This window comes from Chryseobacterium jejuense, assembly GCF_017877355.1.
In the GTDB taxonomy this organism is placed as follows: Bacteria; Bacteroidota; Bacteroidia; order Flavobacteriales; family Weeksellaceae; genus Chryseobacterium; species Chryseobacterium jejuense_A.
This window is the reverse complement of sequence record NZ_JAGIPR010000009.1, coordinates 99,695-126,371: the sequence shown is the minus strand read 5'-3', so window position 1 is coordinate 126,371 and position 26,677 is coordinate 99,695. Positions and strand designations below refer to the sequence as shown.

Genomic DNA, 26,677 nt, shown 5'->3' with positions numbered 1-26,677 from the left:
AATTCAAATTATAAAGTTTCACCCGTTTTTTTGTTGATTCTTACTTTCTTATCTCCTTCGATTTTGTAACCGATTTTGATAGCTTTTCCGTCTTTACCAACTAAAGCTATGTTTGAGATATGGATAGAAGCTTCTTTTTCAACGATTCCTCCTTGAGGGTTAGAAGCTGAAGGCTTAACGTGCTTTTTGATGATGTTAAGGCCTGCAACAATTACTCTAGGGTCTCTTCCTTCTTTCTTGATCACTTCAATAACTTCACCAGTCTTACCTTTGATATCTTTCTTACCAGTAGTAATGATTACGTTATCTCCTCTTTTTATTTTTAACTTTGACATTTCTTTAAAAAATTTTAAAAATTAAAGTACTTCAGGAGCTAATGAAATGATTTTCATATATTCTTTGTCTCTCAACTCACGAGCAACCGGTCCGAAAACACGTGTTCCTCTCATTTCTCCTGCTGCGTTTAGTAATACACAAGCATTGTCGTCAAATTTGATGTATGAACCATCTTTTCTTCTTACTGCTTTTTTAGTTCTTACTACTACAGCTTTAGATACCTGACCTTTTTTTGCATTTCCTGATGGTGTAGAATCTTTGATCGTAACAACGATTTTATCACCAACTGAAGCATATCTTCTTCTGGTTCCTCCCAGAACTCTAATAACTAGTACTTCTTTAGCACCTGTGTTATCAGCAACTTTTAATCTTGATTCTGTTTGTAACATTATTACTTAGCTTTTTCAATGATTCTTACTAATCTCCATCTCTTGCTCTTGCTCAAAGGTCTAGTTTCTTGGATAAGAACTGTATCACCTTCTGTGCATTCGTTGTTCTCGTCGTGTGCAGTATATTTTTTCGTTTTCAAAACGAATTTACCGTACATCGGGTGCTTTACTCTTGTAGTTTCACTAACAACAATAGTTTTTTCCATTTTATTGCTGGAAACCACTCCGATTCTTTCTTTTCTTAAATTTCTATCCATTGTAAAATGAAATTATTGTTTGTTAGTTAACTCAGTGTTTAGTCTTGCGATTGCTTTTCTCAAATCTCTGATTTGAATCGGGTTTTCAATTGGGCTGATTGCATGAGCCAATTTCAATTTAGAATATTGAGCTTTTGCTTCAGTTAATTGAGTTTGAATATCACCCGCGCTTAAATTTTTAATATCAGCTTTTTTCATTGTATTCAAAGATTATAGAGGTTTAACAAAATCGTTAGCAACGATGAATTTAGTAACTACTGGTAATTTTTGTGCAGCAAGTCTTAAAGCTTCCTTAGCGATTTCGTAAGGTACACCTCCGATTTCGAACATAATTTTACCTGGTTTTACTACAGCTACCCAGTATTCAACAGCACCTTTACCTTTACCCATACGTACTTCCGCTGGTTTCTTTGTAATTGGCTTATCTGGGAAGATTTTGATCCATAGTTGACCTTCTCTCTTCATATATCTTGTCGCAGCAATACGAGCAGCTTCAATTTGTCTTGCAGTGATCCAAGCTCCCTCAGTTGCTTTGATCCCAAAAGTTCCGTAAGCAAGTTGACTACCTCTTTGGGCATTCCCCTTCATCTTCATCTTGTGAACTCTACGGAATTTGGTTCTTTTTGGTTGTAACATAATTTCTAAATTTTAGATTTTAGATTTTAGATTTTAGATTTTTTTTAATTTTAAAAAAGTAACGGTAATTTAAAATTCAAAATTTCTAATCTAAAATTTTAATTATTATTGTTATTGTTGTTGTTTTTTCTAGGTCTTCTGTTGTCTCTGTCTCCTCCTCTGTTTCCTCTGTCTGACTGACCTCCTTTTTTCTGTTGTCCCACTAGTGGAGAAAGTTCTCTTTTACCGTAAACTTCACCTTTCATGATCCAAACTTTAACCCCTAGTCTACCGTAAGTAGTGTGAGCTTCTGCCCAGTGATAATCGATATCAGCTCTGAAAGTTGACAATGGAATTCTTCCTTCTTTGAAAGATTCTGATCTTGCCATTTCAGCTCCGTTCAATCTACCAGAGATTTGAACTTTGATACCTTCAGCACCCATTCTCATAGTACTTGCCATTGCCATTTTAACAGCTCTTCTGTAAGAAATTCTGTTTTCAATTTGCTTAGAAATACTATCAGCAACTAGTACAGCATCTAATTCAGGTCTTTTGATTTCGAAGATGTTGATTTGAATATCCTTACCTGTAAGTTTCTTCAATTCTTCCTTCAATTTATCAACTTCCTGACCTCCTTTACCGATGATAAGTCCCGGTCTAGCAGTAGTAATTGTAACTGTTACTAATTTTAGTGTTCTTTCAATATAGATTTTTGAAATACCACCTTTAGATAATCTAGCCTCAAGGTATCTTCTGATTTTGTAGTCTTCAGCGATTCTGTCTCCATAATCGTTTCCACCAAACCAGTTAGAATCCCATCCTCTGATGATACCTAATCTATTACCAATTGGATTTGTCTTCTGTCCCATACCTTGATTAATTTTCTTTATTACCTAAGATTAATGTAACGTGGTTAGATCTTTTTCTGATTCTATACCCTCTACCTTGTGGAGCTGGTCTTAGTCTCTTCAATTGTCTTGCACTATCCACGAAGATTTCTTTAACGATAAGGTTAGCTTCCTCAATATCAGCACCTTCGTTTTTTGCCTGCCAGTTTGCCATAGCAGAAAGAAGTAATTTCTCTAACTTGTTAGATGCATCCTTCTTTGAATATTTTAGGATATAAAGAGCTTTATCTACCTGTTCTCCTCTAATGATATCAACTACTAATCTCATTTTTCTTGGAGAAGATGGGCAATTATTTAATGAAGCTTTTACAACGTCTTTGTTAGCTTCTTTTCTTGCGATTGAACTATCTTGTTTTCTTGATCCCATGATTATCTGCTTCCTTTGTTTTTGTTACCACCATGACCTCTGAAAGATCTTGTTGGAGAAAATTCGCCTAACTTGTGACCAACCATGTTTTCTGTAACATAAACTGGGATAAAAGATTTCCCGTTGTGTACAGCAATAGTTTGTCCTACGAAGTCCGGAGAGATCATCGATGCTCTAGACCAAGTTTTGATAACTGTCTTCTTACCAGACTCTATATTTGCCTGAACCTTCTTATCTAAAGTATGATGAATGAACGGTCCTTTCTTAAGTGATCTTGCCATAATTATTTTCTTTTAGATACGATGTAACGGTTAGACACTTTGTTTTTCTTTCTAGTTTTGTAACCTTTAGACGGCATACCGTTTCTAGATCTTGGGTGACCTCCTGAAGAACGTCCTTCACCACCTCCCATTGGGTGATCTACTGGGTTCATTACAACCGCTCTTGTTCTAGGTCTTCTACCTAACCATCTGCTTCTACCAGCCTTACCTGATACAGTCAATTGGTGATCTGAGTTGGAAACTGATCCAATCATTGCATAACATTCAGTAAGGATCATTCTTGATTCTCCTGAAGGCAATTTGATGATTGCATATTTACCATCTCTAGAAGTCAATTGAGCTGAAGAACCAGCACTTCTTGCTAAAATTGCACCTTGACCAGGCTTCATTTCAACACAAGAAATTACAGTACCTAATGGAATGTTTTTCAACTTCATTGCGTTCCCTACATTTGGCTCTACGCTGTCACCAGAAATTACTTTCTGATCAACTTTGATACCGTTTGGAGCGATGATATATCTCTTCTCTCCATCAGCATATTCTAATAAAGCGATAAATGCAGTTCTGTTTGGATCGTATTCTACAGATTTTACAGTTGCTTCAACGTTTGGTTTGTTTCTTTTGAAGTCAATAATTCTGTATTTCTTTTTGTGTCCACCTCCGGTGTAACGCATGGTCATTTTACCAGTTTGGTTACGTCCACCTGACTTACTAATACCAACTGTTAGAGATTTCTCTGGTTTGTTGGTAGTAATTTCTTCAAAATTGTTTACAATTCTGAATCTCTGTCCCGGGGTGATAGGTTTTAATTTTCTAACAGACATTACTATTATTTATAATTAATAATTAATTTACAGCAAAAATATCGATAACCTCACCTTCAGCAAGTTTGATTACCGCTTTTTTCAATTTATTTGTCTTTCCTACTTGAAGACCTTTTTTAGTGTACTTTGAAGAAACCTTCGGAGCATAAATCATTGTGTTAACGTCTGCTACTTTTACACCGTAAGCTGCTTCAACAGCTTTTTTGATCTGGATTTTATTCGCCTTAGGTTCAACTAAGAAAGAATAAGTACCTCTTAAATCTGTAAGGTAGTTAGCCTTTTCTGAAATAACTGGTTTAATAATAATAGACATGACTTATTTCTTTAAATTTTCCTGGAATTTTTCAACTGCACCTTCGAAGAAAATGATCTCACCTGCATTTACTAAATCGTAAGAACTGATTTCGTTGAAGTTCATTACTTTAGTTTTAGGTAAGTTTCTTGAAGATAAATACACATTCTTGTTAGCTTCAGGAAGAACGAATAAAGATTTTTTACCGTTAAGTTCCAATGCGTTTAATACATTGATGAAATCTTTAGTCTTAGGAGCACCAAAGCTCAAATCTTCTAAAACTTTAATGCTGTTGTCTCTCATTTTCTGAGATAAAACAGATTTCTTAGCTAATCTCTTAAGAGCTTTGTTCAATTTGAATCTGTAGTCTCTTGGTTTTGGTCCGAATACTCTACCTCCACCTCTGAAAGTTGGAGATTTAATATCACCATATCTAGCAGATCCTGATCCTTTTTGCTTCTTAAGCTTTTTAGTAGAAGCCGTAATTTCGCTTCTTTCTTTTGCTTTATGAGTCCCTTGTCTTTGTGCAGCAAGGTACTGTTTAACTTCTAAGTAAACCGCGTGCTGATTTGGCTCAATTCCGAATACTGTTTCGTCTAGAGTTACTTTTCTTCCGGTCTCTTTTCCTGATGTATTTAATACTACTAGTTCCATTTTCTGATAATTACATAAGAATTTTTAGCTCCCGGAACAGCACCTTTTACTACTAAAAGATTTTGTTCTTGATCAACTTTTAACACTTGAAGGTTTTGAACAGTTACCTGCTCACCTCCCATTCTTCCAGCCATTCTCATCCCTTTGAATACTCTTGAAGGGTCTGAACCAGCACCGATAGAACCTGGAGCTCTAAGTCTGTTGTGCTGACCATGAGTTGCCTGCATTACACCTCCAAATCCGTGTCTTTTAACAACACCTTGGAAACCTTTACCTTTTGAAGTTCCTGTTACATCTACATATTCACCTTCGATGAATAGATCAACTTTCACTTCCTCTCCTACTTTAGCATCTGTGAATCCATCGTGGAATTCTACTAATTTAGCTTTAGGAGCAGAACCAGCCTTTTTAAAATGACCAGCTAACGCTTTACCAACGTTCTTCTCACTCTTGCCATCGAAACCTAATTGAACAGCTGAATAACCGTCAACTTCTAAGGTTCTGACCTGTAAAATCGAGCATGGACCAGCTTGAATAACTGTACAAGGAATGTTTTTCCCTTCTTCGTTAAACAAAGATGTCATACCGATTTTTTTACCAATAATACCTGACATTGTTTATATTATAATAAAATTTATCCTTTATTTTTTCCATTTTTCGGAAGTCTGAAGTGATTTCTACTTTTGATATAGGCACACTACGCTCCTAAAATGAGTGTGCAAATTTATGAATAATTTTGTAACCGACAAATATTTTGAGTAAAATATTTTGATTTTTAATCAATTAGCAATTTCAGACAGAAAACTATCCGAAATTTTGAAAATACTCTTTGAAGTTCAAAAGAAAATCATTAATATATTTTTTTCTCATATCGGATTTCCTTACGACGAGATAATGCTTTCTTTTCAAACCGTTACTTCCAATCTTTTTAAACTTCAGTTCATCAGATAGCCTGAAGGACTTTAATGCCCATTTCGGCATACAGGTAATCCCCATATTAGCCAACACCATTTCCAAAGCAACTTCCGTTAAAGGGACTGCAGAGATCTTTTCCGGCAATATTCCGTTTGGGTTCAGAAATTCCTCATAAACAGAGACTGTTTTTAACGGAAAAGAGTGGATAATCAGATGAGCATCCTTAAAATCATCAGCCAACAGATATTCTGAATTATTCAGAGGATTTTCCTGATGAATAAAAGCAAAAATTTCGTCTTCAAAGATTTCAATGCTTACCAAATCTTCATTTCCGGAAGGTTTTGAAGTAACAACCGCAATGTCTATTTCATTAGACATCACTTTCACTACAGGTTTATGAGTAGCTTCCAAAACTAAATCTACCTCAATTTCAGGGTACAGCACTTTCATTTTCTGAATAAATAACGGCAACCCCTGGTAAAATGAATAGCATTCTGTACTTATTTTTATAGTACCCGCTGCTCCTGCCCTTATCTGCTGAATAGCATTCAGACCACTTCCAATACTATCGATCACTGTACATGCCGTTTTATAAAGCACACTCCCCTCTTCAGTTAACTCCCATTTATTCCGTGCTCTGTAAAACACCTTAAAACCAAGCTGGATTTCAAGATCCTTAAGCTGATGACTTAATGCCGACTGTGTCAAAAATAGTTTTTCAGAAGAACCGGCAATACTTCCTTCTTCCGCAATTGTTTTAATAAGTTTTAAAAACTTGATTTCCATAGTGCAAAGTTAACAATATAACAAAAAACAGTGCCTGAAAATATTTCAATTACAATTGCAGAGCATTCAATTACAATCTTAACAGAAAAAGATACCAGAGCATAGTTTTGCATTATTAAACAATTTAAAATTATGCAAGAACAAATTGAATTCTACCAGAAAAAATTAAAGTATGAGATGGATCCTTCAGATCTATATGACGCTTTTCAAAACAGCACAGACTATATAGCAGTGGACACACGAAGACCAAACGGCTATAGCAAAGAGCATATCCCATCCGCTATTAATCTTCCTCACCGCGAAATGACAGAAGAGAGCACCCTGCATCTTGACAAATCAAAAATATACGTTTGCTATTGTGACGGAATAGGTTGTAATGCATCTACAAAAGGAGCTTTAAAGATGACCAAACTGGGATTTAAGGTTATTGAATTAATGGGCGGTATTGAATGGTGGAAGTTTGACGGCTATGCTACAGAGGGAGCTGAGCCTACCCATGGTTCCGCATTCGTATGTGCCTGCTAATCCAAATGAGAAATATGAGAATAAGATTTGCTGAAGAAAAAGACCTGAACTCTATTGTTAATCTTTGTAAGGCTCATGCACAGTATGAAAAGAGCTATTTCAATGAAGAAAACAAAAAGGAACTTCTTTCTAAATATATTCCTGATCCGGATTCCTATATAAACTGCCTGGTTGCCGAATCCGGTACTGAAATAATAGGATATGCAACATTTTTCAAACAGTTCTCAACCTGGGATGCCGCCTATTATATGTATGTTGACTGTTTATTCCTAAAAGAAAATGCAAGAGGAAACGGAATAGGAAAGCAAATAATGGAAGCCATAAGAACTGCTTCAAAAGAAGAAGGCTGCACTATAATCCAATGGCAAACCCCGGATTTTAATACAAAAGCCATTAAATTCTATTCAAAACTTGGAGCAGAAAGGAAAAACAAAGAAAGGTTTTTCTGGAAAGCATAAACCAACTCATTTCTAATTTAAAATAGGGACTTTCTAAAACCAGACAGTCTCTATTTTAATTTAAAACAGCCGAATAAGGTAAATACAGTCTATTTTACAATAACCGTAACTCCTCTTTCTTCCAAAGCTGACTTATCTTCCCTACCAATGCCATCATCTGTAATCAGGTAATCTACTTCATCCAGCGGAGCTATTTTACCAAAACCTTTCTTATTCAATTTTGAGGAATCTGCAAGGACCACTGTTTTATCTGCACAATCAATCATGACCTGATTAAGGTGAGCTTCGGCAGCATTGGAAGTACTGATTCCAAACTCCAGATCAATTCCATCTACCCCAAGAAAGAGTTTATTACAAGAAAACTGCTTAAGAATACCTTCCGAAATAGATCCTACAATTGAAGTTGAGCTTTTCCTAACCTCACCTCCTAATTGAATCACATTAATATTAGGATTGTTACATAGCTCAATAGCCACTCTCAATGAAGAGGTTAAAACAGTAAGCGGACCGAAGTTCATCAACATCCTTGCAAGATAGTGCATGGTAGTTCCTGATGCTAATATGATACAGTCATTCTCCTGAATCAGCGGCAGCGCCGCTCTCGCAATAGCCTGTTTAGCTTCTACATTAATATTCTCCTTCTCTCCTACATTTTTTTCGTAAGCATACCTTACCTGCTTACTTGCTCCTCCATGATTTCTAAAAAGAAGCCCCAGACTTTCGAGATAGTTCAGATCCTTTCGTATCGTAACCGAAGAAACATTTAGTTTTTCGCACAGATCCTGAACAAGAACATGTCCTTTTTCATCCAGCTCTTTTAATATTTCATCATGCCTTGGTATCAGTTTCTCCATTTTATTCATTTCATCAAAATTACCGTTTTTTTTTCAAATGTAGATTTTTATTGTTTTTAAAAGTCACATGCAACCATATCATCCTCAGTGACAAAGGGTGTTTTTAAATCATAGTGATTTCATATTTTAAAATTTCATTTATTTTCTTTTTGCTTTCATTTTTAATTTATATATTTGAAAACGAAACATAAACGAAACATTTATGAAACGAAACGAAGAATTTAGTAAATTAACCGATGTAAAAGAATGGGACTTTATTGTCATAGGAGGAGGAGCCAGTGGTTTAGGTTCAGCATTAGACGCAGTAAGCAGAGGATTCAAAACTTTATTGCTTGAATCTCATGACTTCGCGAAAGCAACTTCCAGCAGAAGTACCAAACTGGTACACGGTGGAGTAAGATATTTAGCACAGGGAGACATAGGTTTGGTGAAAGAGGCTTTAAAAGAAAGAGGTCTTTTAGCCAAAAATGCAGCACATATTGTAAAGAATCAATCTTTCATTATTCCTAATTATACATGGTGGGGTGGAATCTATTATAAAATAGGTTTGTCTGTATACGATTTCCTTGCAGGAAAATTAAGTTTGGGTAAAACGAAATACATCAGCAAATCAAAAACCATTGAAAAGCTGCCTACTATTGAACAAAATCACTTAGCAAGTGGTGTTGTTTACCAGGATGGACAGTTTGATGATGCAAGACTTGCAGTCAACTTAGCTCAAACCATTATTGAAAAAGGAGGAAGTGCAGTAAACTACGTGAAGGTTGTTAATCTTCTGAAAGATGATAAAGATAAAGTAATTGGAGTGGTAGCTGAAGATCAGCTTTCCAAACAGCAATATCAGATTCACGCAAAAGTAGTTATTAATGCTACCGGTGTTTTCACCAACGACATCCTTAATATGAATAATCCTAAACATGGTAAACTTGTAGTACCAAGTCAGGGGATTCATTTGGTATTGGATAAGTCATTCCTGAAAAGTGATGATGCCATCATGATCCCCAAGACTTCAGACGGAAGAGTTTTATTTGTTGTGCCTTGGCATGACAGAGCTTTGGTAGGAACTACGGATACTCTTTTGGAAAACGAAAGTTTTGAGCCTCGTGCGTTGGAAGAAGAAATCAGCTTCGTTTTAAATACAGCAAGACAATATCTCTCTAAAAAACCAACCCGCGATGATGTAAAATCTGTTTTTGCCGGACTTCGTCCTCTTGCGGCTCCCAAAGATGGTAGTAAGAGCACAAAAGAAGTTTCCCGAAGCCATAAGGTCATTGCATCTGACACTGGATTAATTTCAATCATTGGCGGAAAGTGGACAACTTACCGTAAAATGGCTGAAGACACGATTGATAAAGCCATGCAGGTACATTATCTGGGCAATAGCACTTCTAAAACAGAAAACATGTCTATTCATGGAAATGTAAAACCTGAGCAAGTAGACAGAACGAACCATCTATATGTATACGGATCTGACATTCCTGCAATAAAAGCTTTACAGGAAAGCAATCCACGCTTTACACAAAAAATACATCCTGACCATCCATTCACCGTAGCAGAAGTAGTTTGGGCTGCAAGAAATGAAATGGCAGAAACCATTGAGGATGTATTGGCAAGAAGAGCTCGTCTGTTGTTCCTGGATGCAAGAGCAGCTATAGACAGCGCGCACAATGTTGCGAGAATCATTGCTGAAGAAAAAGGATATTCTGAAGAATGGGCTCAGCAACAGGAAAATGAATTCATTGAATTGGCAAAAGGATATCTATTAACTCCTTATTCACCTAAAGTTATCAACCTTAATTAATCACCATATGAATGAAAAGTTAATCCTCGCTTTAGATCAGGGAACTACTTCCTCCAGAGCGATTCTATTCAACCACAGTGGAGAGATAAAATATGTATCTCAGAAAGACTTCAGACAAATATACCCTACCCCAGGTTGGGTAGAGCATGATCCTAATGAAATCTGGTCATCACAAATCTCCGTTGCAGCCGAAAGTATCGCCAAAGCTGGCATTTCCGGACTGGAAGTAGCCGCTATTGGGATTACCAACCAACGTGAAACAACAATAGTTTGGGATAAAGAAACCGGGGAACCTATTTATAACGCCATTGTATGGCAGGACCGAAGAACCTCCAAATATTGTGATGAACTGAAAGATCAGGGGCACGCAGAAATTATCAAGGAGAAAACAGGTCTTGTTTTGGATGCTTATTTTTCTGCTACCAAATTAAAATGGATCCTTGACAATGTAGACGGAGCAAGGGAAAAGGCTGAAGCCGGAGAACTATGCTTCGGAACTGTTGACACCTGGCTAGTATGGAAATTAACCCGTGGAAAAATGTTTATCACGGATGTTTCAAATGCCAGCAGAACCATGCTTCTGAATATCCATACGCTGGAATGGGATAATGATCTATTGGAACTATTCAATATTCCAAAAGCTATTCTTCCCGAAGTAAAACAAAGCAGTGAAATATATGGAGAGACAGCCACTACCCTGTTCTCAACCAAAATTCCGATTGCTGGAATTGCAGGAGACCAGCAGGCTGCCTTATTTGGACAAATGTGTATCACTCCGGGAATGGTAAAAAACACTTACGGAACAGGTTGTTTCCTATTAATGAACACCGGAAAAGAAGCGGTTATTTCAAAAAACAATCTTCTTACCACAGTGGCCTGGAAAATCAACGGTGAAGTCAATTACGCTTTGGAAGGAAGTGTATTTGTTGGAGGCGCAGCGATTCAATGGCTGAGAGATGGGCTTAAGCTTATCAAATCTTCGGAAGAAGTAAATGAATTAGCAGCTTCTGTTGAAGATAATGGTGGGGTTTATTTTGTTCCTGCACTCACTGGTTTGGGAGCTCCTCATTGGGATCAGTATGCCCGGGGAACAGTTGTAGGGATCACCCGGGGGACAACCAACGGACATATCGCAAGAGCTACGCTGGAAGGAATTGCATTTCAGGTCTATGACATCGTAAAATCTATGGAAGCAGACTCTGGAAGACCAAGTCTTGAACTGAGAGTAGACGGAGGTGCTTCTGCAAGTGATCTTCTGATGCAGATACAGTCTGATCTTTTCGGATTTAAGATCACAAGACCAAAAACACTTGAGACCACTGCCCTGGGAGCAGCCTATCTTGCTGGTTTAGCAGTGGGATACTGGAAAGACATCAATGAAATACAATCTCAATGGGTTGTAGACGAGGATTTCAATCCGAAAGTGGATAAAGAAAAAGCAGATAACATGATTCATTTCTGGAACAAAGCTGTAAAGCATTCTCAAAACTGGATTGAAGATTAATTCACTGACCTTAAAAATACACATATGACTCCATTTATCGCAGAAGTGATCGGTACGATGCTTCTTATATTGTTAGGCAATGGCGTTGTAGCCAATGTTGTCTTGAAGGATACCAAAGGAAATAATTCCGGATGGATTGTTATTACTACCGCTTGGGCATTAGCTGTTTTCGTGGGAGTAACTGTTGCAGGGCCTATAAGTGGTGCTCATCTGAACCCTGCTGTTACCATAGGCCTTGCTGTAGCAAAAAAGTTTGAATGGAATCTCGTTCCTTCTTACATTGCGGCTCAGATGATTGGAGGTATGTTGGGTGCCTTTTTAGTATGGTTATTCCATAAAGATCATTTTGCCATTACAGAGGATGAAGGTGCAAAGCTGGCTTGCTTCAGTACTGGTCCTGCGATCAGAAAAGTTTCATCTAATCTTATCAGCGAAATTATCGGAACATTCGTACTGGTATTTGTTATTTTTCACTTTTCGGATCCGAGTATTAATGTACAGGCAGATCCTAATGCAAAAGTAGGATTAGGTTCTATAGGAGCCATTCCTGTAACATTCCTTGTTTGGGTGATAGGACTTTCTTTAGGAGGAACTACCGGATATGCTATTAACCCTGCCAGAGATCTTGCTCCAAGAATCATGCACGCCATTCTTCCGATAAAAGGAAGCAGTGACTGGGGTTACGCATGGATTCCTGTGATAGGCCCTGTTATAGGAGCTGTTATTGCGGCTTTATTATTCATAATATTAAAATAAAATACAGATGATGAAAATATTAAAAGGAATCTTCTTGCTTACTTTAGGTGCAGGAAGGTTATTTTCACAGGAAAGCAGTGAGCCTAAGGAAACCAAAGAAGGGAGACTCGATTTTACGGCCAACATTCAGAACAACCATTTGTGGAGAGGACTAATTATTACAGACAAACCTGTTGTGATGGGAAATCTTTCTTATGCACTGGATGCGGAAAAGAAATGGAAAGTGGGTATCTGGGGAGCATCTGCTCTTGCAGATGATAAGGACAATACGCATTATAAAGAGATCAATTACTATGTTCAATATTCTAACGGACGTTTTTATATTGGATTATGGGATCTTTATAATTCCCGAAATATCAATACTGCCGTTGCTGCGGATGACATCTTCAGTTATTCTCAGAGAAGAACAGCACATATTATTGATTTAAGAACTAACTATACTTTTGGGCCTTCATTCCCAATTAATATTGAAGCAGACATTATGTTGTATGGAGGTGCTAATGCAGGAGAGGTGATATTAGAACCAGATGGAAGCTATAAAAAGAACAGATATTCTACCTATGTTCAGGCTAGTTACCCTGTCATTAGCGGACAAAAAGTGAATCTGGATGCTTTTGTAGGTGCAGGATTTTCATTGAATGGGAATACCTTTTTATATGGGAATGGCAAAAACAACTTCGATATCGTGAATATCGGGGTAAAAGCCGGAAAAGTTCTTAAGATTACAGAACACTACAGTTTACCTGTTTCTATGATGGCCATGTGGAATCCTTCTAATAAATATGCGAGAATTCAGCTGGCTGCGACTGTTTTTTAAATCAGATTTTTAAACTAAATTATATAGAGACCACTCTTTTGGGAGTGGTCTTTTTGTTTGTTTAAAATTACCGGGATTCCACTATTTATGAGTTCAGCAGATATCTTTACCTTTGAAAAAAAAAGAATATGAAAAAATTTTTCAGTTTAATCATTCTATGCATCAGTATTTTTAGTCTGGCGCAGGTAAAAGTTCCTTTTGTGGGACATAGAAGTTTTGATATTTTGGAAGGCTATAGCGGGACGGGAACTCCACATTATTATTTGGATGTAAAGAAAAATGGAGATGTACATTTTGGATATGTTCAGGTAAATCAAGCTAATGGAAAGGAAACAAAAGAAGAAGTAAATGCAGGTAAATATGCTCCGAATAAAGTAATGAAAGTACAGTTTAAAAAGTATGACGAAACTTTCTTTGTTAAGTTTGATAAAAATAAAATCTTGATGACTGACGAAAAAGGAAATATCCAAAACCTTGATGGTTGTTGTTCCGCCCGAGAAAGTGTAGATAAAGAGACTTGTACTTGTGAAAGTGAACTGTATGAATAAAACCTAGCCACTCCTTGGAGTGGTTTTTTTTTGTTATGAAACCACCCCGTCAAAAATTCTTTGAATTTTTGACACCCCTCCAATGGAGAGGAATGGTTATACGAATTGTTGGGGTTTGTGGGGAAGGAAGTTTGGGATTATGGAATTTGTCAGGAATAAGGAATCACCGGGATTTTACGGTTTATAGTTTGTATAAATATCTTTACTTTTGAGGAATCAATTATGCACACCACAGTATGAAAATACTAAATATTTTTTGGATCTTACTTTTTATTGTCTCCTGCAGTAAAAAGGAGAACCATCCTTACACATTTTATTATTGGAAAACAAATCTGAAACTGAATCAGGAAGAGAAGAAAGTTTTAGATCAGGCAACTGTTCCTTACTTATATACAAGATTTTTTGATGTTGATAAATCAGGCGGAAAATTTCAGCCTGTTGCCGTCATCACAAAAGATCAGAGTTTTCAGACTGATAAGCAGATTGTACCCACTGTTTTTGTCACCAACCAAACGATGCTAGGGATTTCCCAGGACGAAATTAAGTTTCTGGCTGAGAGCATTCATCATTTGGTTCAAAAGAAAGCGGAAGAATATCATTTAAAAATAAACAATGAAATCCAGATTGACTGTGACTGGACTGCCGGTACACGGGATGATTATTTTAAATTTTTGAAGGAGCTCAAAAGAATTTCAGGAAAAGAGATCACCTGTACGTTACGCCTTCATCAGGTTAAAGATAAAAAGCAGACAGGAATTCCTCCTGTTGACAAGGTTTATCTGATGTGCTACTCCACTTCTTCCCCACTGGACAAATCTGACAAAAATTCTATTCTGGATGTGAATATCCTGAAAAGCTACCTTTCAAAGCTAGAAGACTATCCTATCAAGAAAATTGAAGTTGCTCTGCCTATTTATTCATGGGGGATTATCACCAATCACCTTGATAAGCATAAATTGATTAATGCTTTGTCTAAAAAGGATCTTGAAAATCCCAACTTTAAAAAGATCTCCGAATATGAGGTTGAAATACTGAAAGATGGCTTTTATTTCGGAAATTATCTGAACAAAGGCTTTACCATAAAGATAGAAGAAATATCAAAGGAACAATTAGAAGATGTAACTCATTTTCTTCAGAAAAAAATACCGCATTTTAATATTATTTATTATCAATTAGATAGTAAATTTGTGTTAGATCGAAAATTTTAAATCTACCATAAATTAAGACAGAGAATAGAGACTCAGTATCTTATGCTATTTTCTGCCAGCACCATTGATTACAAAACAACTATATAAAAACTAAAAAACACTACAAACCCTATGAAAAAGTATATTCTTTCACTGGCGGTTGTATCTCTTTTCTATACGAATTCCAACGCCTGTGCGTGGTCGGATCCGGATTATGAATACTTCAACCTTTTTACGCAGAGTATTATTAAGGATAAGTCTTATCTTCCTTTTCTTCATACCTATTCTTCAAGATTCTTTGGTGATTATAATCCATCTATGATTCCTGACGATAATATTGAAACATGGAAAAAATATTTCAACAATCAGCTTAATTATGCCGAGACACAAAGTCTGGTGTATAAGGTAAGCATGAATGACCTGAATGCTCTTAAAAATGGGACTCCTACCCACCCACTGTTACAAAAACTGGGAATAGGATTTTACTCAAAATATAAAGAAGGAATTGATTATTTGATTGAGGCCAAATATCTGGAACCTTTCATGAGCATCAATTATGTTGAAAGTGAAAATTCGTTTTATTATAACAGAGACGAGAACAGGAAAAATGCCACATCTCTTGATTATCATAAAACAATCGCCGCTCTTACTTCTTTGTATAATGCAGCCAGAAATCCTGAGATCAAGCAACGTTACGGATATCAGCTTGTACGTCTGAACCACTATACCAGAGACTATGATGCCGCACTACAGGCTTTCAAAACATATGTTGAACCTATCAAGCTAAAAGGTACAGTATATTATATGGCTCTCGATCAGTTGGCTGGTGCTCAAAGAGGATTAGAAATGAATGGTGATGCCAACTGGAATTTCTTTCAGGTATTTATGAACAGTAAAAACCGTAAGGAATCTGCTTTTATCTCTATGAAACTTTCGGATACGGCTTCTTTCAGTAATATTATGAAAAGAGCTAATACGAATGAGGAAAAGAACATGGCTTATTTCCTTTTAGGATATGAAGATTTCAACAACCCTATTCCTATTATGGAAAAGATGTTTGATATCAATCCTGATTCTGAAATCCTGAAGGTAATGGCAGTAAGAAGTATCAACGAACTGGAAAGAAGTTATCTTCCGACCTATTATTATACTTCCGATGCCTACGGCAGAGTGTCTGTTTATAGAGGTAATACTGAAAACAACACTTCAAAAGATGCCACTTCCGATAAAAAAACAACGGAAGTAAAAGAGGTAAAAGAAGAGAAAGTATCTTTCTGGCAGAAAATTGTAAGGTTCTTCAAAAATCTTTTCGGAGGTTCTAAATCTGATGCTTCCGGTGATGGAAATAAAGCAGATCAAAGTGATGATGAGTTATTGAATAATCCTAACAGAATTCCTTTTTACACTACAGGATACAGTGGATATGAGGATAACACAAAGGATTACCGTGATGACCTTGAAAAATTCACTTCAAAGGCTAAAGAAAAGTCAAAAGATGAATATTGGCAGATTGCCGATGCTTATCTTAAATTTTTAAAGAAAGACTATAAAGAAAGTACTGAGATCCTAAACGATATCAAAACAACTAATCCTGAATATCTGGAGGAAATTAAAAGGATGAAGGTTCTGAATGATATTGTTTCGCAGCCTAAAGTGGATGCTGCTTTTGAAGATCATCTAATGAAGGATTATGCTGAATATTTTGTGGAAAAAGAAGTTAAAAAAGATACGGCTAATGTCAACAGTGATTACGACTATTACGGAAGTGCACCTTCCACAGCTGATTTCTTAAAAGATGTAATGGCCAACCGTTACTTCCTTCAGGGAGAAGACGGAAAATCCTTCCTGATGAATAATAAGCTTTCTGACCTTCAATATAACCCGAACTCAAGTCTGGTAAAAAGTGTTGAAGAGTTTTACAGAAAGCCTAACAAAACCCAGTTTGAACAACAGATCATTGCTAAAAATATGGACAGCGTAGGAAATGTTGACGCTTTCTTCAATACCATCTATGGTGACAGAGCTATGAGACTTGCAGATTTTGAAAAGGCTAAATCTTATTATGAAAAGGTTCAGAAGTTTGGCGGAATTCCAAGAGAGAATTATGACTGGACTGAGAAAGACGGTCAAAAGATTACCCAAAAACAATATACTTCTTCTGAATATAATGGCTTTAATAATATTCCAGGTCTTGTTTTCGGACATAATGCATGGGAAAGCTACCAAAGCCCAGATGCTGAATCTATGAAATCTGAAGGTTACACCGAATTCCCTTTCATTAAAGATACTATGAATAAACTGGAACTGACGGATGTTTTGATCCAGCTTAAGAAAATCGGAAGCGGTAAGGATGAAAAGGCTGCAAGAGCTAATCAGCTTATCGGAAACCTGTTATACAATACATCAATTTTAGGATATTACCGCCATGTGTTTGTTATGGATATTGATAACAGCAACGGAGGAAAATACTACTTCTGGAATAATGATAAAGGCAATCCTTACAAGTATTATTATAAGAACTTCCTTGATACTTCTTATATTGAACCGGATAATTTTGATCTAGCGATCAACTATTATCAACAAGCGCTTAAGCTTTCGAACAATAAAGAAGAAAAGGCTAGAATCCTGTTCCAGATGGCAAGTGCCGAACAGGGTAAATATTACCAGTATGAAGCCAAGGCTCCGAAAGATTTTGATTATTCTGATCCGAAATGGTCTGAAAAAGAGGATGCCCACCAAAAGGAAATGGACAATCTGAAGAATCAAAAATACAGAACGTATTTTGCTCAGCTGAAGGCACAGTATTCAGATGCTGAAACTACCAAAAACCTGATGGGAAGCTGTAGTTATTTCAGCTACTTCATGAGATAGCCGATATAAAAAACGAATAGACAAAAAGTTATTAACTTCAAATAAAAAAGGAATCGTAATGATTCCTTTTTTGTTGTTTTTTGTCTCATCATACTTTATATTCTATCATCTATCCTGATCCCGTGACCATAAATTGATTAATGGAATATCTATTTTCACTCCTACACTGAATATAGTAGCATCGAATGTTTTATTGTTAATAAGTCGTCCATCATCTGTATATACGGTTTTTAACGGAAGAAGCTTTACACTCCCAAATAATACAAAAGGGCTATTTCTTATACCATAAATAAGACTCACCGAAGGGCTGAAAACTTCAGAAAAATGAACATCTTTCGGATAATCTTCTGTAGAAGATACTAAATAATGGTTCACTATATTTCCCAAATCAATAACATCAACAGTAAAACCAAAATTGTCTGCCTTCGGTCCATTTGAGGACCATGTAAAGGCCACTCCAATTGGGGCAACAATTTCACCAGTAAACTGTTTCTTCAAAGAAGTATTTCCATTCGTTAACAACCCTGAGAAGCTTCCTCCTACATATGCATTCAAGTCAATAGAATGTGCCATTCTTCTTTTGAGTTTATACGAAGTTGGAGGTAGTGCATGTGAATCGATAACATTTGCTAATTCATGTTCATCTTTTGCAGATAAAACATCTCCGAAAAATGAAGTGAGCTTGAAGAATTGATCCTGATATTTAAGTTTTAATTTGTCTATGGTTTTATTATATTTTGACTGTTGGAAATAAGCAGTTCCCAAACTTTTTAAAAGCGCAACCGTTTTTTCTTTGTCATTAACACTAAGCAAGTACAATGTATTGACTAAATGCATAGCATCTATCTTATCAATCTTTGCTGTATCAGATATTCTGGTAATTAATGAATCAAAATCTTTATCAAGTTCCTGCAACATTAGATAATTATCATTTTTAACATCTGATATATACTTGAAAAACGGTTGTACTTTTGAGATTTGACGGAAATTAATAGTATCTAATTTTGGATTTCCTATAAAGTTTAACTTAAGCCCACTGCGTTCATTAAAACTATATCCCAACGTTAGTATTACTTTTTCATTTAAATCCCAAAAAGTGATGCTTTTTGTTTCTATTTTAATTTTTCTTTCTTTCAATTTAAAAGAGAAACCTGCTCCCAATGTACCCGTATCAGTTTCTTGTCCTACTTTATCAATAATACTCATTACCTTTTGGGCAGCAGCTACAAAATTTTTGATTTGGATTTGTTCATATATTTCAATACCATCTTTTAAGATCTCTATTTGTTCTGAAAGCTCGATAGATGAATTTCCTGTTACTAAATATTGGTTAGCATCCATATTACTAATGATTTGCTCTGTAATCCTCCAGACACTATAAAAATTATAATTGGACCTTTCCTCTTTCTCCTTATTACCATCTAAAATAGCTTGTGAATCTTTATTTATTTTATCAAACTGGCTAAGGGTAATTAGAAGGTTACCCATCCATTTAGAAAGGTTGCTTTTATTATTTTCCTTATTCTTATAGTCTGAAAATTTAATATGTTTTAGCTGTGACCCATATTTAATTTCTATTAACTCTAACAGTACATTCCATTGATCCATTCTTAAGCTGTTAATTTCTTCAAAGGATAGGAGCCTATAGGAACTTTTATTATCCATTACATCCACTACAAAGAGCTCATTGGTTAAAACGTATAACAATGATATTGAATGATTAAGATATTTTTTTATTTCATCTCCATTACCATTGTACTTAGGATTCATATAAAAATACCGCACAATATCTCTATAATTATATCTTTCAGAAATCAATCTATTCAAATCAGCACCGAAATTAATACTCGTGAGAAGCTCTTTTCTACTCTTAATATCTTTGACTAAGAACTCCTCTACCCACTTACTTCCAGCTATATTCACAGGCATCCTTATAAAATCTGAAGAAATTGCGTAACGCCATGAACTACTGAAATTAGGAGTTTTATAGTCTTCAAGTCCCGCAAGAAGTTTAGCTGTTTCGGGAAACGCTTCAAAAACAAGGGGATTATTGAGTCTCTCTCTCACCTGATCCATAAACCAGATCAAAGTTTCCTGTTTCGCTCTGTTGGCTAGAAAAATAGCCATTGCCTCTATCATCTGAGATTCTGATGGTATATTGAAACTCTGAGCAGAGGTCCTTTGCTGTGCGGCCTGAACAATTGAATTTATATTGATTTGGTTTTGAGAGGCTTCGAAATTATTATTTAAGGGTATTACAATATCTACATCCTTTCTTTTATCAACATATGCATTTGCATATTGCCTTACATTTTCTTTATATAATTCATTCTCTTTCGCTAAATCCTCTACCTTTTTACGATTACTATTTAATTTTTCTTCTACCTTCGATAAATTAACTTCTTTAAATAACTTAAATGAATCATTCTGGAATTCTTCTGTTTTTTTAGTATTCAACAGGCTTTCAAAAATTTTAGCTTTAGGACTGAATTTCTGATAAAATTGTATACTATCTTTAATTATAAGGAGAGTTTTAATTAGTTCCAATTCTTCATTCTCTTTATCTAATTCTGCCCCTCTTAATACTAAAGATTTAAAATCTTTTTCAAGGCTGTTAACCTTTTCTGTCTTGTTACTGTCAATGTATTTTTTATCAAATAATCCTAAATTGAATTGTCTGATTATATCACTTCTTGTCAACTCATTTAATGTATTTCTATTAACAAGAAAATTACCTATATAACTTGTCTTAGTAGGATCACCAGTAGATTTATAATCTTTTGCTAATGAGTCAACTTTTGTTTTTCCTAAATTTGATATCAGGCTACTGTATATTTCATTAATTTGATCAGATGTTAGATTATCAGAGTTAATAACCTTACTCAGGTAATAAAGATTATAAATCTTCAATTCTTGGTTTTCCTGTGCGGAAACAATTGAATTTAGTCCCAATATCAATATGAGGGCTAAAAGGTTAAATTTCAGTTTCATGGCTTTTGGTTTTTCAGTTTTAGTTTAACATAAATTTACAACTTATATTGAATAATAGCATCCTTATTTTTTAATAAAAAAAGAGAATGAAAAATCATTCTCCTTTATTCTTTTGCTCTTGCTTTTGCAGCCATTCCTCATGTTTTCTTTTGAAGAATTCATATTTATAATCCTGATTTCTCTGTGCAGCATCTATGGAATGGGAAGTGTGGATATCTGCATCTTTCTTGGCAAATTGAGCCAGATTCTCGTAATAATGATGAAGTTGATCCAGCTCTGCTTCGGTAAGATCTTCAATATCTACTATTCTATTACTTGCTTTTTCATGAGCCGCAATGATTTCGTTTAGCTTGATCTGTATGGCTTTTGAATCTTTGTTCTGAGCTTTTTGAATGAGGAAAACCATTAGAAAGGTGATGATGGTAGTTCCGGTATTGATAACCAGCTGCCAGGTTTCGGAGTAATCAAAAAAAGGTCCTGTAACTGCCCAGGCTACAACCACAAATGTTGCTCCAATAAAAGCATATTGGCTTCCTGTAAATTTTACTGCCCAGTTTGAAAATTTTTCAAAAAGATTATTATTCTTGTGATCCATAGGTCAGATTATTTTATATTAAATGTATAAAATTAACCTGAACGTGTAAAAGAAATATTGAAATAAAGATAGAAGAGTATATAACAAAAAAACATTAAGATGATTGATTCATCTTAATGTTTACAAAATTAATTTGATATGAATAAATTAAAAGTTAATACAAATTTGAGAAAGGAATCTGTAGTAATTCCTCCTTTCTAAACCAGTATTAATATCGTTATTTCTTACTTTGAATCCGAATGAATACTCTCCTTGAGCAGCTGCTTTTCTCTGCAAATCTAAAATCACTTCTCATATTCTTTAGTAAGAACATTTTTTATTGTATTTCATCAACATTTTTTTCAACTTTTCCATTGGGTTTAAAAGAAATAGTTTGCTCCGAACTGATATCTGATTCCATCGATTCTGAAACCAAAATTAGCAGCAGGATCACTGGTATCATTACGGATATCTTTATCTAATAGATTGTACACACCAAATGTGAAACGAACATGTTTATTCAGTCTGTATACAGTTCCTAAATCTAATAGGAAATAAGATGGGATTGGGTATTCCTGTGCTTTCCCTCTGCTTACTCCCGGCTGGCTCTCACTTCTGTAGTTTCCTCTTGACCAGAATTCGAAGCTGTCATTGGCTTTCCATGATAGGTTTACATTGGCCATGTGCTTAGGGATTCTGGCATATGGTTTATTGTACAATGCAGGGATTTCATCAGATTTAATCTTTGTATCCGTATAGGTATAGTTTGCTTTTAATACGATATCCTTTGATACATTTACCCCAAGATTCGCTTCAAGTCCCATGCTGTTTGCCTTACCAAGATTTTCTCTTGTTGAGATAAAGTCATAGATATGATTATACAGGGCTTCAAACTGCTTACATTCTTCTGTATTGTTACATTTTCTAACTTCAACCAGCTTGTTTTTAAAGTCTGTGTTAAATCCTGTTACACTTAGGTTAATCACCTTCTTATTATCTTCAAACATTACTGTTAGTTCCTGATTGAAGCTTTTCTCCGGTTTAAGATCTTTGTTTCCGATGATTACTCCATCCTGAGTTCCACCACCGGTTACCTGTCCCCATCCTGGATTTACAGCTCTTAATCCCGGAGCTTTATATCCCCATGAAGCACCTCCTTTGAAAGTAAAGTTGTTAGTAGCACTCCATACTAAATATCCTCTTGGCGTAAAATTAGAACCATAGTTCTCATCATTATCTAAACGTGCTCCTGTAACCAAGTGTAGTTTATCAACCAATTTCCAGTTTCCTTCTGCAAAAGCAGACCAGTTCCAACGAGTCAGCTTGGTTACTACTTCCCCATTTTCAGACTTCATTTTATTTCCTAAGTCATTCAGTCTTTCATATCTGTATTCTGCACCAAAGCTGATCACATGATCTTTAATGTTGAAATTATTAAGACTGTACGCCGAGAAAGTTTCATACCTCATATCCCTGTTCGGGTTGTTAGTATTGTCATACTGGATGTAAGAATTTGTATGGAAGTTTGAATAATCTCCTTTATGACTTAATGCCAATACATTTCTCTCGTAGTTGTTACGTGAACTTTTTGCTTTAGGTCCCAATGAATAACCCGGATTCTGGTTTCTTTCCTGACGGTTATAATCGTAGCTTAGCTTAAATGTATTGTTTGTATTTGGAGTAAGGCTGAATTCTGTACCAAAAGCTTTGATTACTCTTTCGGTAAATCCACCTACAAATTTATCTTCATTTCTGTCCGAATAGCTTCCTGTAACTTTCATTTGAAGAAGGTTTTTCACTAAAGAACCGGCAGCATATCCATCAATCTGGTATGTATTTCCTGATTCTTTATGAACTTGCTGTATTAAGCTTGTTCCAACAGATCCTCTCCAACCGTCACTCAGTTTCTTAGTGATGATATTGATTACTCCGCCCATTGCATCAGAACCGTATAGTGAAGACATTGGCCCTTTTACCACTTCAATTCTTTCAATGGTTTCCAAAGGGGGCATCCATCCCTGCTCAATACCAGGACCGTCAGAGTTTGGTCTTGTCTCTCTTGTGTTGATTCTTTTACCATCGATTAAGACTAATGTCTGGCCAGATTCTGCACCTCTTATTGAGAAATCACTTGTACTTCCTCCTCCTGTAACGAAAACACCCGGAACATCCTGTAAAGCATCTGTAATATCTCTATAGGCTCTTTTTTTAAGATCTGCCTGGGAAATTACAGAAATAGTTGCTGGAGTATCCTTGATCTTCTGAGCATACCCGGAACCCGTTATTACTACTTCATTAATATGGTTACTTTTTAACGTGTCTTTAGTTTTCTGACCGCTTAATAAAGCTGATCCTAAAACAAGCAAGGAAAAAGATACTGTTCTAAACATCAATAATTTTTTTGTAAAATTATTATTTTTAATAATTCTAAATAAATAAACTAAGGTGAGATATGTCACCTTACCAATACCCACTAATAAGAGATCAATAATATCACTACAATTATGGTAAAAATATATCAACAGAGCTCTCCAGCTATTAAAGATAAACTCTCAAGGCTATCTCATGATTATCAATAATAAAAAGCAAAAAAAAGCAAATTAACATTGGGTAAATTTGCTTTCAAATGGCTTGCATACCTTCATTAAAAGGATTGATAGGAATAAAAAAATCCGTCCCTAAAAAGGAACGGATTGTATAATCATTGCAAAGTATGCAGTTATCACACTTTAATTTCAACGTCTACACCTGAAGGAAGTTCTAATTTCATTAGAGCATCAACAGTTTTAGAAGAAGAAGAGTAGATATCCATTAGTCTCTTGTGAGCTGATAATTGGAACTGCTCTCTTGCTTTCTTGTTTACGTGCGGAGATCTCAACACTGTGAAGATTCTCTTATTCGTTGGCAATGGAATTGGACCGTTTACAACAGCACCAGTAGCCTTTACCGTTTTTACGATTTTCTCAGCAGACTTGTCTACCAAGTTGTAATCGTAAGATTTTAGTTTTATTCTGATTCTTTGTGACATTTCTTTAATTTAAAAATTAACCTTTTGCTTTAGCTATGATTTCTTCAGCAACGTTTTGTGGAGTAGCTTGGTACTTCTCTAATTCCATAGAAGAAGTAGCTCTTCCTGATGAAAGTGTTCTTAGAGTAGTTACATATCCAAACATTTCAGAAAGTGGAACAGAACCTTTGATTACAACAGCTCCATTTTTCTCTTCCTGACCACTGATAGTACCTCTTCTCTTGTTAAGGTCACCAATGATGTTACCCATATATTCTTCCGGAGTTACAACTTCCAGTTTCATAATAGGCTCCATAATTACTGGCTTAGCAGCACGTCCCGCTTCTTTAAATCCTAATTTAGCAGCCATTTCAAAAGAAAGAGCATCAGAATCCACTGCGTGGAAAGATCCGTCTTTAAGAACAACTTTAATACCTTCAACTTCGAAACCAGCCAAAGGACCGTTCTTCATTGCAGCTTTAAAGCCTTTTTCAATTGCAGGAACAAATTCTCTAGGAACGTTACCACCTTTGATCTCATTGATGAATTCTAAACCAATTTTACCTTCGTCAGCAGGTCCTAGTTCAAATACAATGTCAGCAAATTTACCTTTACCTCCAGATTGCTTTTTGTAAACTTCTCTGTGGTTGGCAACTTTTGTTAAGTTTTCTTTGTACTCTACCTGAGGTTGTCCTTGGTTTACTTCAACCTTGAATTCTCTCTTCATACGGTCTACAATGATATCTAAGTGAAGTTCACCCATACCAGAGATGATCGTTTGTCCAGAAGCTTCGTCAGTTCTAACAGTAAACGTTGGATCTTCTTCAGCCAATTTAGCTAGAGCGTTACCCATTTTATCCTGGTCAGCTTTAGTTTTAGGCTCAACAGCGATACCAATTACCGGATCAGGGAAAACCATCGATTCAAGAACGATTGGGTTTTTCTCGTCACACATTGTATCACCAGTTTTGATAGATTTGAAACCTACCGCAGCACCAATATCACCAGCTTCAATATATTCTACTGGGTTTTGCTTATTAGCGTGCATCTGATAGATTCTAGAGATTCTTTCTTTATCTCCTGAACGAGTGTTCAAGATATAAGAACCTGCATCTAGTCTTCCAGAGTATGCTCTGAAGAATGCTAATCTTCCCACGAATGGGTCAGTAGCAATCTTAAATGCTAAAGCTGCGAACGGCTCGTTTACGTCTGGTTTTCTTGTAATTTCAGCGTCTGTTCTTGGATCAGTACCTTTGATATCATCTTTATCCAATGGAGAAGGCAAGTATTTACATACTGCATCCAACATAAACTGTACTCCTTTATTCTTGAATGAAGAACCACAAGTCATTGGGATAATAGATAAATCGATAGTAGCTTTTCTTAGAGCTTCGTTGATTTCCTCTTCAGAGATTGAATCCGGATCTTCGAAGAATTTCTCCATCAAAGTATCATCATAATCTGCAACAGCTTCAACTAGTTTCTCTCTATATTCAAGAACTTCATCTTTCATGTCTTCAGGAATTGGCACTACTTCGAAAGTAGCTCCTTGTCCTGCTTCATCCCAGATGATCGCTCTGTTTTTAATTAAGTCTACAACACCTTTGAAGTCTTCTTCAGCACCAATTGGTAAAACGATTGGAACTGCGTTAGATCCTAACATGTCTTTAACCTGGTTTACCACGTTAAGGAAGTCAGCACCTTGTCTGTCCATTTTGTTTACGAATCCCATTCTAGCAACTTTGTAGTTGTCAGCAAGTCTCCAGTTTGTTTCAGACTGAGGCTCTACTCCATCTACTGCTGAGAATAAGAATACCAATCCATCTAATACTCTTAAAGATCTGTTTACTTCTACAGTGAAGTCAACGTGTCCCGGTGTATCAATGATGTTGAAGTGGTAAGGTTTAGTATCTGCTAAAGGTTTTCCTTGATCTGTTGGAAAATTCCAAGAACAAGTAGTTGCAGCAGAAGTAATAGTAATACCTCTTTCCGCTTCCTGCTCCATCCAGTCCATTGTAGAAGCACCATCGTGAACTTCTCCAATTTTGTGGTTTACACCTGTATAGAATAAAATCCTTTCTGTAGTGGTAGTCTTACCTGCATCAATGTGAGCAGCGATACCAATATTTCTTGTAAATTTAAGATCTCTTCCCATTTCAG

Annotated in this window: 28 protein-coding genes; 9 read left to right on the top strand and 19 right to left on the bottom strand. The window is 35.8% G+C overall.

Features of this window, described 5'->3' with window-relative positions:
- Positions 1 to 8: 8 nt before the first annotated feature.
- The 13 genes from rplX to J2772_RS17770 form a co-directional block, all read right to left on the bottom strand.
- Positions 9 to 335 carry a 50S ribosomal protein L24 gene (gene rplX, locus J2772_RS17830; RefSeq protein ID WP_045491145.1) on the bottom strand — a complete coding sequence of 109 codons (327 nt, stop codon included), beginning with the start codon at positions 333 to 335 and terminating at the stop codon, positions 9 to 11.
- 21 nt (positions 336 to 356) lie between these two features.
- Positions 357 to 725 carry a 50S ribosomal protein L14 gene (gene rplN, locus J2772_RS17825; RefSeq protein ID WP_002983226.1) on the bottom strand — a complete coding sequence of 123 codons (369 nt, stop codon included), beginning with the start codon at positions 723 to 725 and terminating at the stop codon, positions 357 to 359.
- Positions 726 to 727: 2 nt separating this feature from the next.
- Complete coding sequence (gene rpsQ / locus J2772_RS17820; protein ID WP_027371715.1) at positions 728 to 982, bottom strand: 30S ribosomal protein S17; 255 nt, start codon at positions 980 to 982, stop codon at positions 728 to 730.
- A gap of 12 nt (positions 983 to 994) precedes the next feature.
- The gene (gene rpmC, locus J2772_RS17815; protein ID WP_045491147.1) at positions 995 to 1,180 is read right to left on the bottom strand and encodes a 50S ribosomal protein L29; all 186 of its coding nucleotides are present in this window, start codon (positions 1,178 to 1,180) and stop codon (positions 995 to 997) included.
- Positions 1,181 to 1,192: 12 nt separating this feature from the next.
- Positions 1,193 to 1,618 (bottom strand): 50S ribosomal protein L16, encoded by a 426-nt coding sequence (gene rplP / locus J2772_RS17810; protein ID WP_042720939.1) that lies wholly within the window; start codon positions 1,616 to 1,618, stop codon positions 1,193 to 1,195.
- Positions 1,619 to 1,716: 98 nt separating this feature from the next.
- Positions 1,717 to 2,466 (bottom strand): 30S ribosomal protein S3, encoded by a 750-nt coding sequence (gene rpsC / locus J2772_RS17805; RefSeq protein WP_034694675.1) that lies wholly within the window; start codon positions 2,464 to 2,466, stop codon positions 1,717 to 1,719.
- Positions 2,467 to 2,473: 7 nt separating this feature from the next.
- Entirely contained in the window at positions 2,474 to 2,872 is a 399-nt protein-coding gene (rplV, locus tag J2772_RS17800; RefSeq protein ID WP_045491150.1) for a 50S ribosomal protein L22, read from the bottom strand.
- A 2-nt stretch (positions 2,873 to 2,874) separates the two neighbouring features.
- Positions 2,875 to 3,153 carry a 30S ribosomal protein S19 gene (rpsS, locus tag J2772_RS17795; RefSeq protein ID WP_002983209.1) on the bottom strand — a complete coding sequence of 93 codons (279 nt, stop codon included), beginning with the start codon at positions 3,151 to 3,153 and terminating at the stop codon, positions 2,875 to 2,877.
- A 2-nt stretch (positions 3,154 to 3,155) separates the two neighbouring features.
- The gene (rplB, locus tag J2772_RS17790; protein WP_089734602.1) at positions 3,156 to 3,977 is read right to left on the bottom strand and encodes a 50S ribosomal protein L2; all 822 of its coding nucleotides are present in this window, start codon (positions 3,975 to 3,977) and stop codon (positions 3,156 to 3,158) included.
- 22 nt (positions 3,978 to 3,999) lie between these two features.
- Entirely contained in the window at positions 4,000 to 4,290 is a 291-nt protein-coding gene (gene rplW / locus J2772_RS17785) for a 50S ribosomal protein L23 (RefSeq protein ID WP_209919094.1), read from the bottom strand.
- Positions 4,291 to 4,293: 3 nt separating this feature from the next.
- Positions 4,294 to 4,923 carry a 50S ribosomal protein L4 gene (gene rplD, locus J2772_RS17780; protein ID WP_045491156.1) on the bottom strand — a complete coding sequence of 210 codons (630 nt, stop codon included), beginning with the start codon at positions 4,921 to 4,923 and terminating at the stop codon, positions 4,294 to 4,296.
- Positions 4,914 to 5,537: a 50S ribosomal protein L3 gene (rplC, locus tag J2772_RS17775; protein ID WP_209919093.1), complete on the bottom strand. Its 624-nt coding sequence runs from the start codon at positions 5,535 to 5,537 to the stop codon at positions 4,914 to 4,916. Before rplC ends, rplD begins: the two co-directional genes overlap by 10 nt.
- 190 nt (positions 5,538 to 5,727) lie before the next feature.
- Positions 5,728 to 6,624: a LysR family transcriptional regulator gene (locus J2772_RS17770; protein ID WP_209919090.1), complete on the bottom strand. Its 897-nt coding sequence runs from the start codon at positions 6,622 to 6,624 to the stop codon at positions 5,728 to 5,730.
- Between the two features lie 132 nt (positions 6,625 to 6,756).
- On the opposite strand from J2772_RS17770, the gene J2772_RS17765 reads away from it, so the two are divergent.
- Together J2772_RS17765 and J2772_RS17760 are read left to right on the top strand one after the other, a co-directional pair.
- Positions 6,757 to 7,149 (top strand): rhodanese-like domain-containing protein, encoded by a 393-nt coding sequence (locus J2772_RS17765; protein ID WP_209919088.1) that lies wholly within the window; start codon positions 6,757 to 6,759, stop codon positions 7,147 to 7,149.
- A 14-nt stretch (positions 7,150 to 7,163) separates the two neighbouring features.
- Entirely contained in the window at positions 7,164 to 7,607 is a 444-nt protein-coding gene (locus J2772_RS17760; protein WP_209919086.1) for a GNAT family N-acetyltransferase, read from the top strand.
- 89 nt (positions 7,608 to 7,696) lie between these two features.
- On the opposite strand, the gene J2772_RS17755 is transcribed toward J2772_RS17760, so the two are convergent.
- On the bottom strand, positions 7,697 to 8,461 hold the full coding sequence (locus tag J2772_RS17755; protein ID WP_209919084.1) for a DeoR/GlpR family DNA-binding transcription regulator: 765 nt from the start codon (positions 8,459 to 8,461) through the stop codon (positions 7,697 to 7,699).
- A 202-nt stretch (positions 8,462 to 8,663) separates the two neighbouring features.
- On the opposite strand from J2772_RS17755, the gene J2772_RS17750 reads away from it, so the two are divergent.
- The 7 genes from J2772_RS17750 to J2772_RS17720 all read left to right on the top strand — a co-directional run bounded on the left by J2772_RS17750 (position 8,664) and on the right by J2772_RS17720 (position 17,945).
- Positions 8,664 to 10,262 (top strand): glycerol-3-phosphate dehydrogenase/oxidase, encoded by a 1,599-nt coding sequence (locus J2772_RS17750; protein ID WP_209919082.1) that lies wholly within the window; start codon positions 8,664 to 8,666, stop codon positions 10,260 to 10,262.
- A gap of 7 nt (positions 10,263 to 10,269) precedes the next feature.
- Complete coding sequence (glpK, locus tag J2772_RS17745; protein WP_209919080.1) at positions 10,270 to 11,766, top strand: glycerol kinase GlpK; 1,497 nt, start codon at positions 10,270 to 10,272, stop codon at positions 11,764 to 11,766.
- A 24-nt stretch (positions 11,767 to 11,790) separates the two neighbouring features.
- Complete coding sequence (locus J2772_RS17740) at positions 11,791 to 12,522, top strand: MIP/aquaporin family protein (RefSeq protein WP_209919078.1); 732 nt, start codon at positions 11,791 to 11,793, stop codon at positions 12,520 to 12,522.
- A 7-nt stretch (positions 12,523 to 12,529) separates the two neighbouring features.
- Positions 12,530 to 13,339, top strand: a complete 810-nt coding sequence (locus J2772_RS17735; RefSeq protein ID WP_209919076.1) for a hypothetical protein — start codon at positions 12,530 to 12,532, stop codon at positions 13,337 to 13,339.
- A gap of 128 nt (positions 13,340 to 13,467) precedes the next feature.
- The gene (locus J2772_RS17730; RefSeq protein ID WP_209919074.1) at positions 13,468 to 13,887 is read left to right on the top strand and encodes a hypothetical protein; all 420 of its coding nucleotides are present in this window, start codon (positions 13,468 to 13,470) and stop codon (positions 13,885 to 13,887) included.
- 236 nt (positions 13,888 to 14,123) lie between these two features.
- A complete protein-coding gene (locus J2772_RS17725; protein WP_209919072.1) occupies positions 14,124 to 15,095 on the top strand; it encodes a hypothetical protein in 972 nt (323 codons plus the stop codon).
- Between the two features lie 111 nt (positions 15,096 to 15,206).
- A complete protein-coding gene (locus J2772_RS17720) occupies positions 15,207 to 17,945 on the top strand; it encodes a hypothetical protein (protein ID WP_209919069.1) in 2,739 nt (912 codons plus the stop codon).
- Positions 17,946 to 18,050: 105 nt separating this feature from the next.
- Here the strand turns inward: J2772_RS17720 and J2772_RS17715 are convergent, their stop codons facing one another.
- From J2772_RS17715 to fusA, 5 genes are all read right to left on the bottom strand, one after another.
- On the bottom strand, positions 18,051 to 20,936 hold the full coding sequence (locus tag J2772_RS17715; protein ID WP_209919067.1) for a hypothetical protein: 2,886 nt from the start codon (positions 20,934 to 20,936) through the stop codon (positions 18,051 to 18,053).
- Between the two features lie 94 nt (positions 20,937 to 21,030).
- The gene (locus J2772_RS17710; RefSeq protein WP_209919065.1) at positions 21,031 to 21,531 is read right to left on the bottom strand and encodes a low affinity iron permease family protein; all 501 of its coding nucleotides are present in this window, start codon (positions 21,529 to 21,531) and stop codon (positions 21,031 to 21,033) included.
- A 359-nt stretch (positions 21,532 to 21,890) separates the two neighbouring features.
- On the bottom strand, positions 21,891 to 23,900 hold the full coding sequence (locus J2772_RS17705; protein ID WP_209919062.1) for a TonB-dependent receptor domain-containing protein: 2,010 nt from the start codon (positions 23,898 to 23,900) through the stop codon (positions 21,891 to 21,893).
- 332 nt (positions 23,901 to 24,232) lie between these two features.
- Complete coding sequence (gene rpsJ, locus J2772_RS17700) at positions 24,233 to 24,538, bottom strand: 30S ribosomal protein S10 (protein ID WP_002661363.1); 306 nt, start codon at positions 24,536 to 24,538, stop codon at positions 24,233 to 24,235.
- Positions 24,539 to 24,554: 16 nt separating this feature from the next.
- Positions 24,555 to 26,672 (bottom strand): elongation factor G, encoded by a 2,118-nt coding sequence (gene fusA, locus J2772_RS17695; protein ID WP_209919061.1) that lies wholly within the window; start codon positions 26,670 to 26,672, stop codon positions 24,555 to 24,557.
- Positions 26,673 to 26,677: the final 5 nt, after the last annotated feature.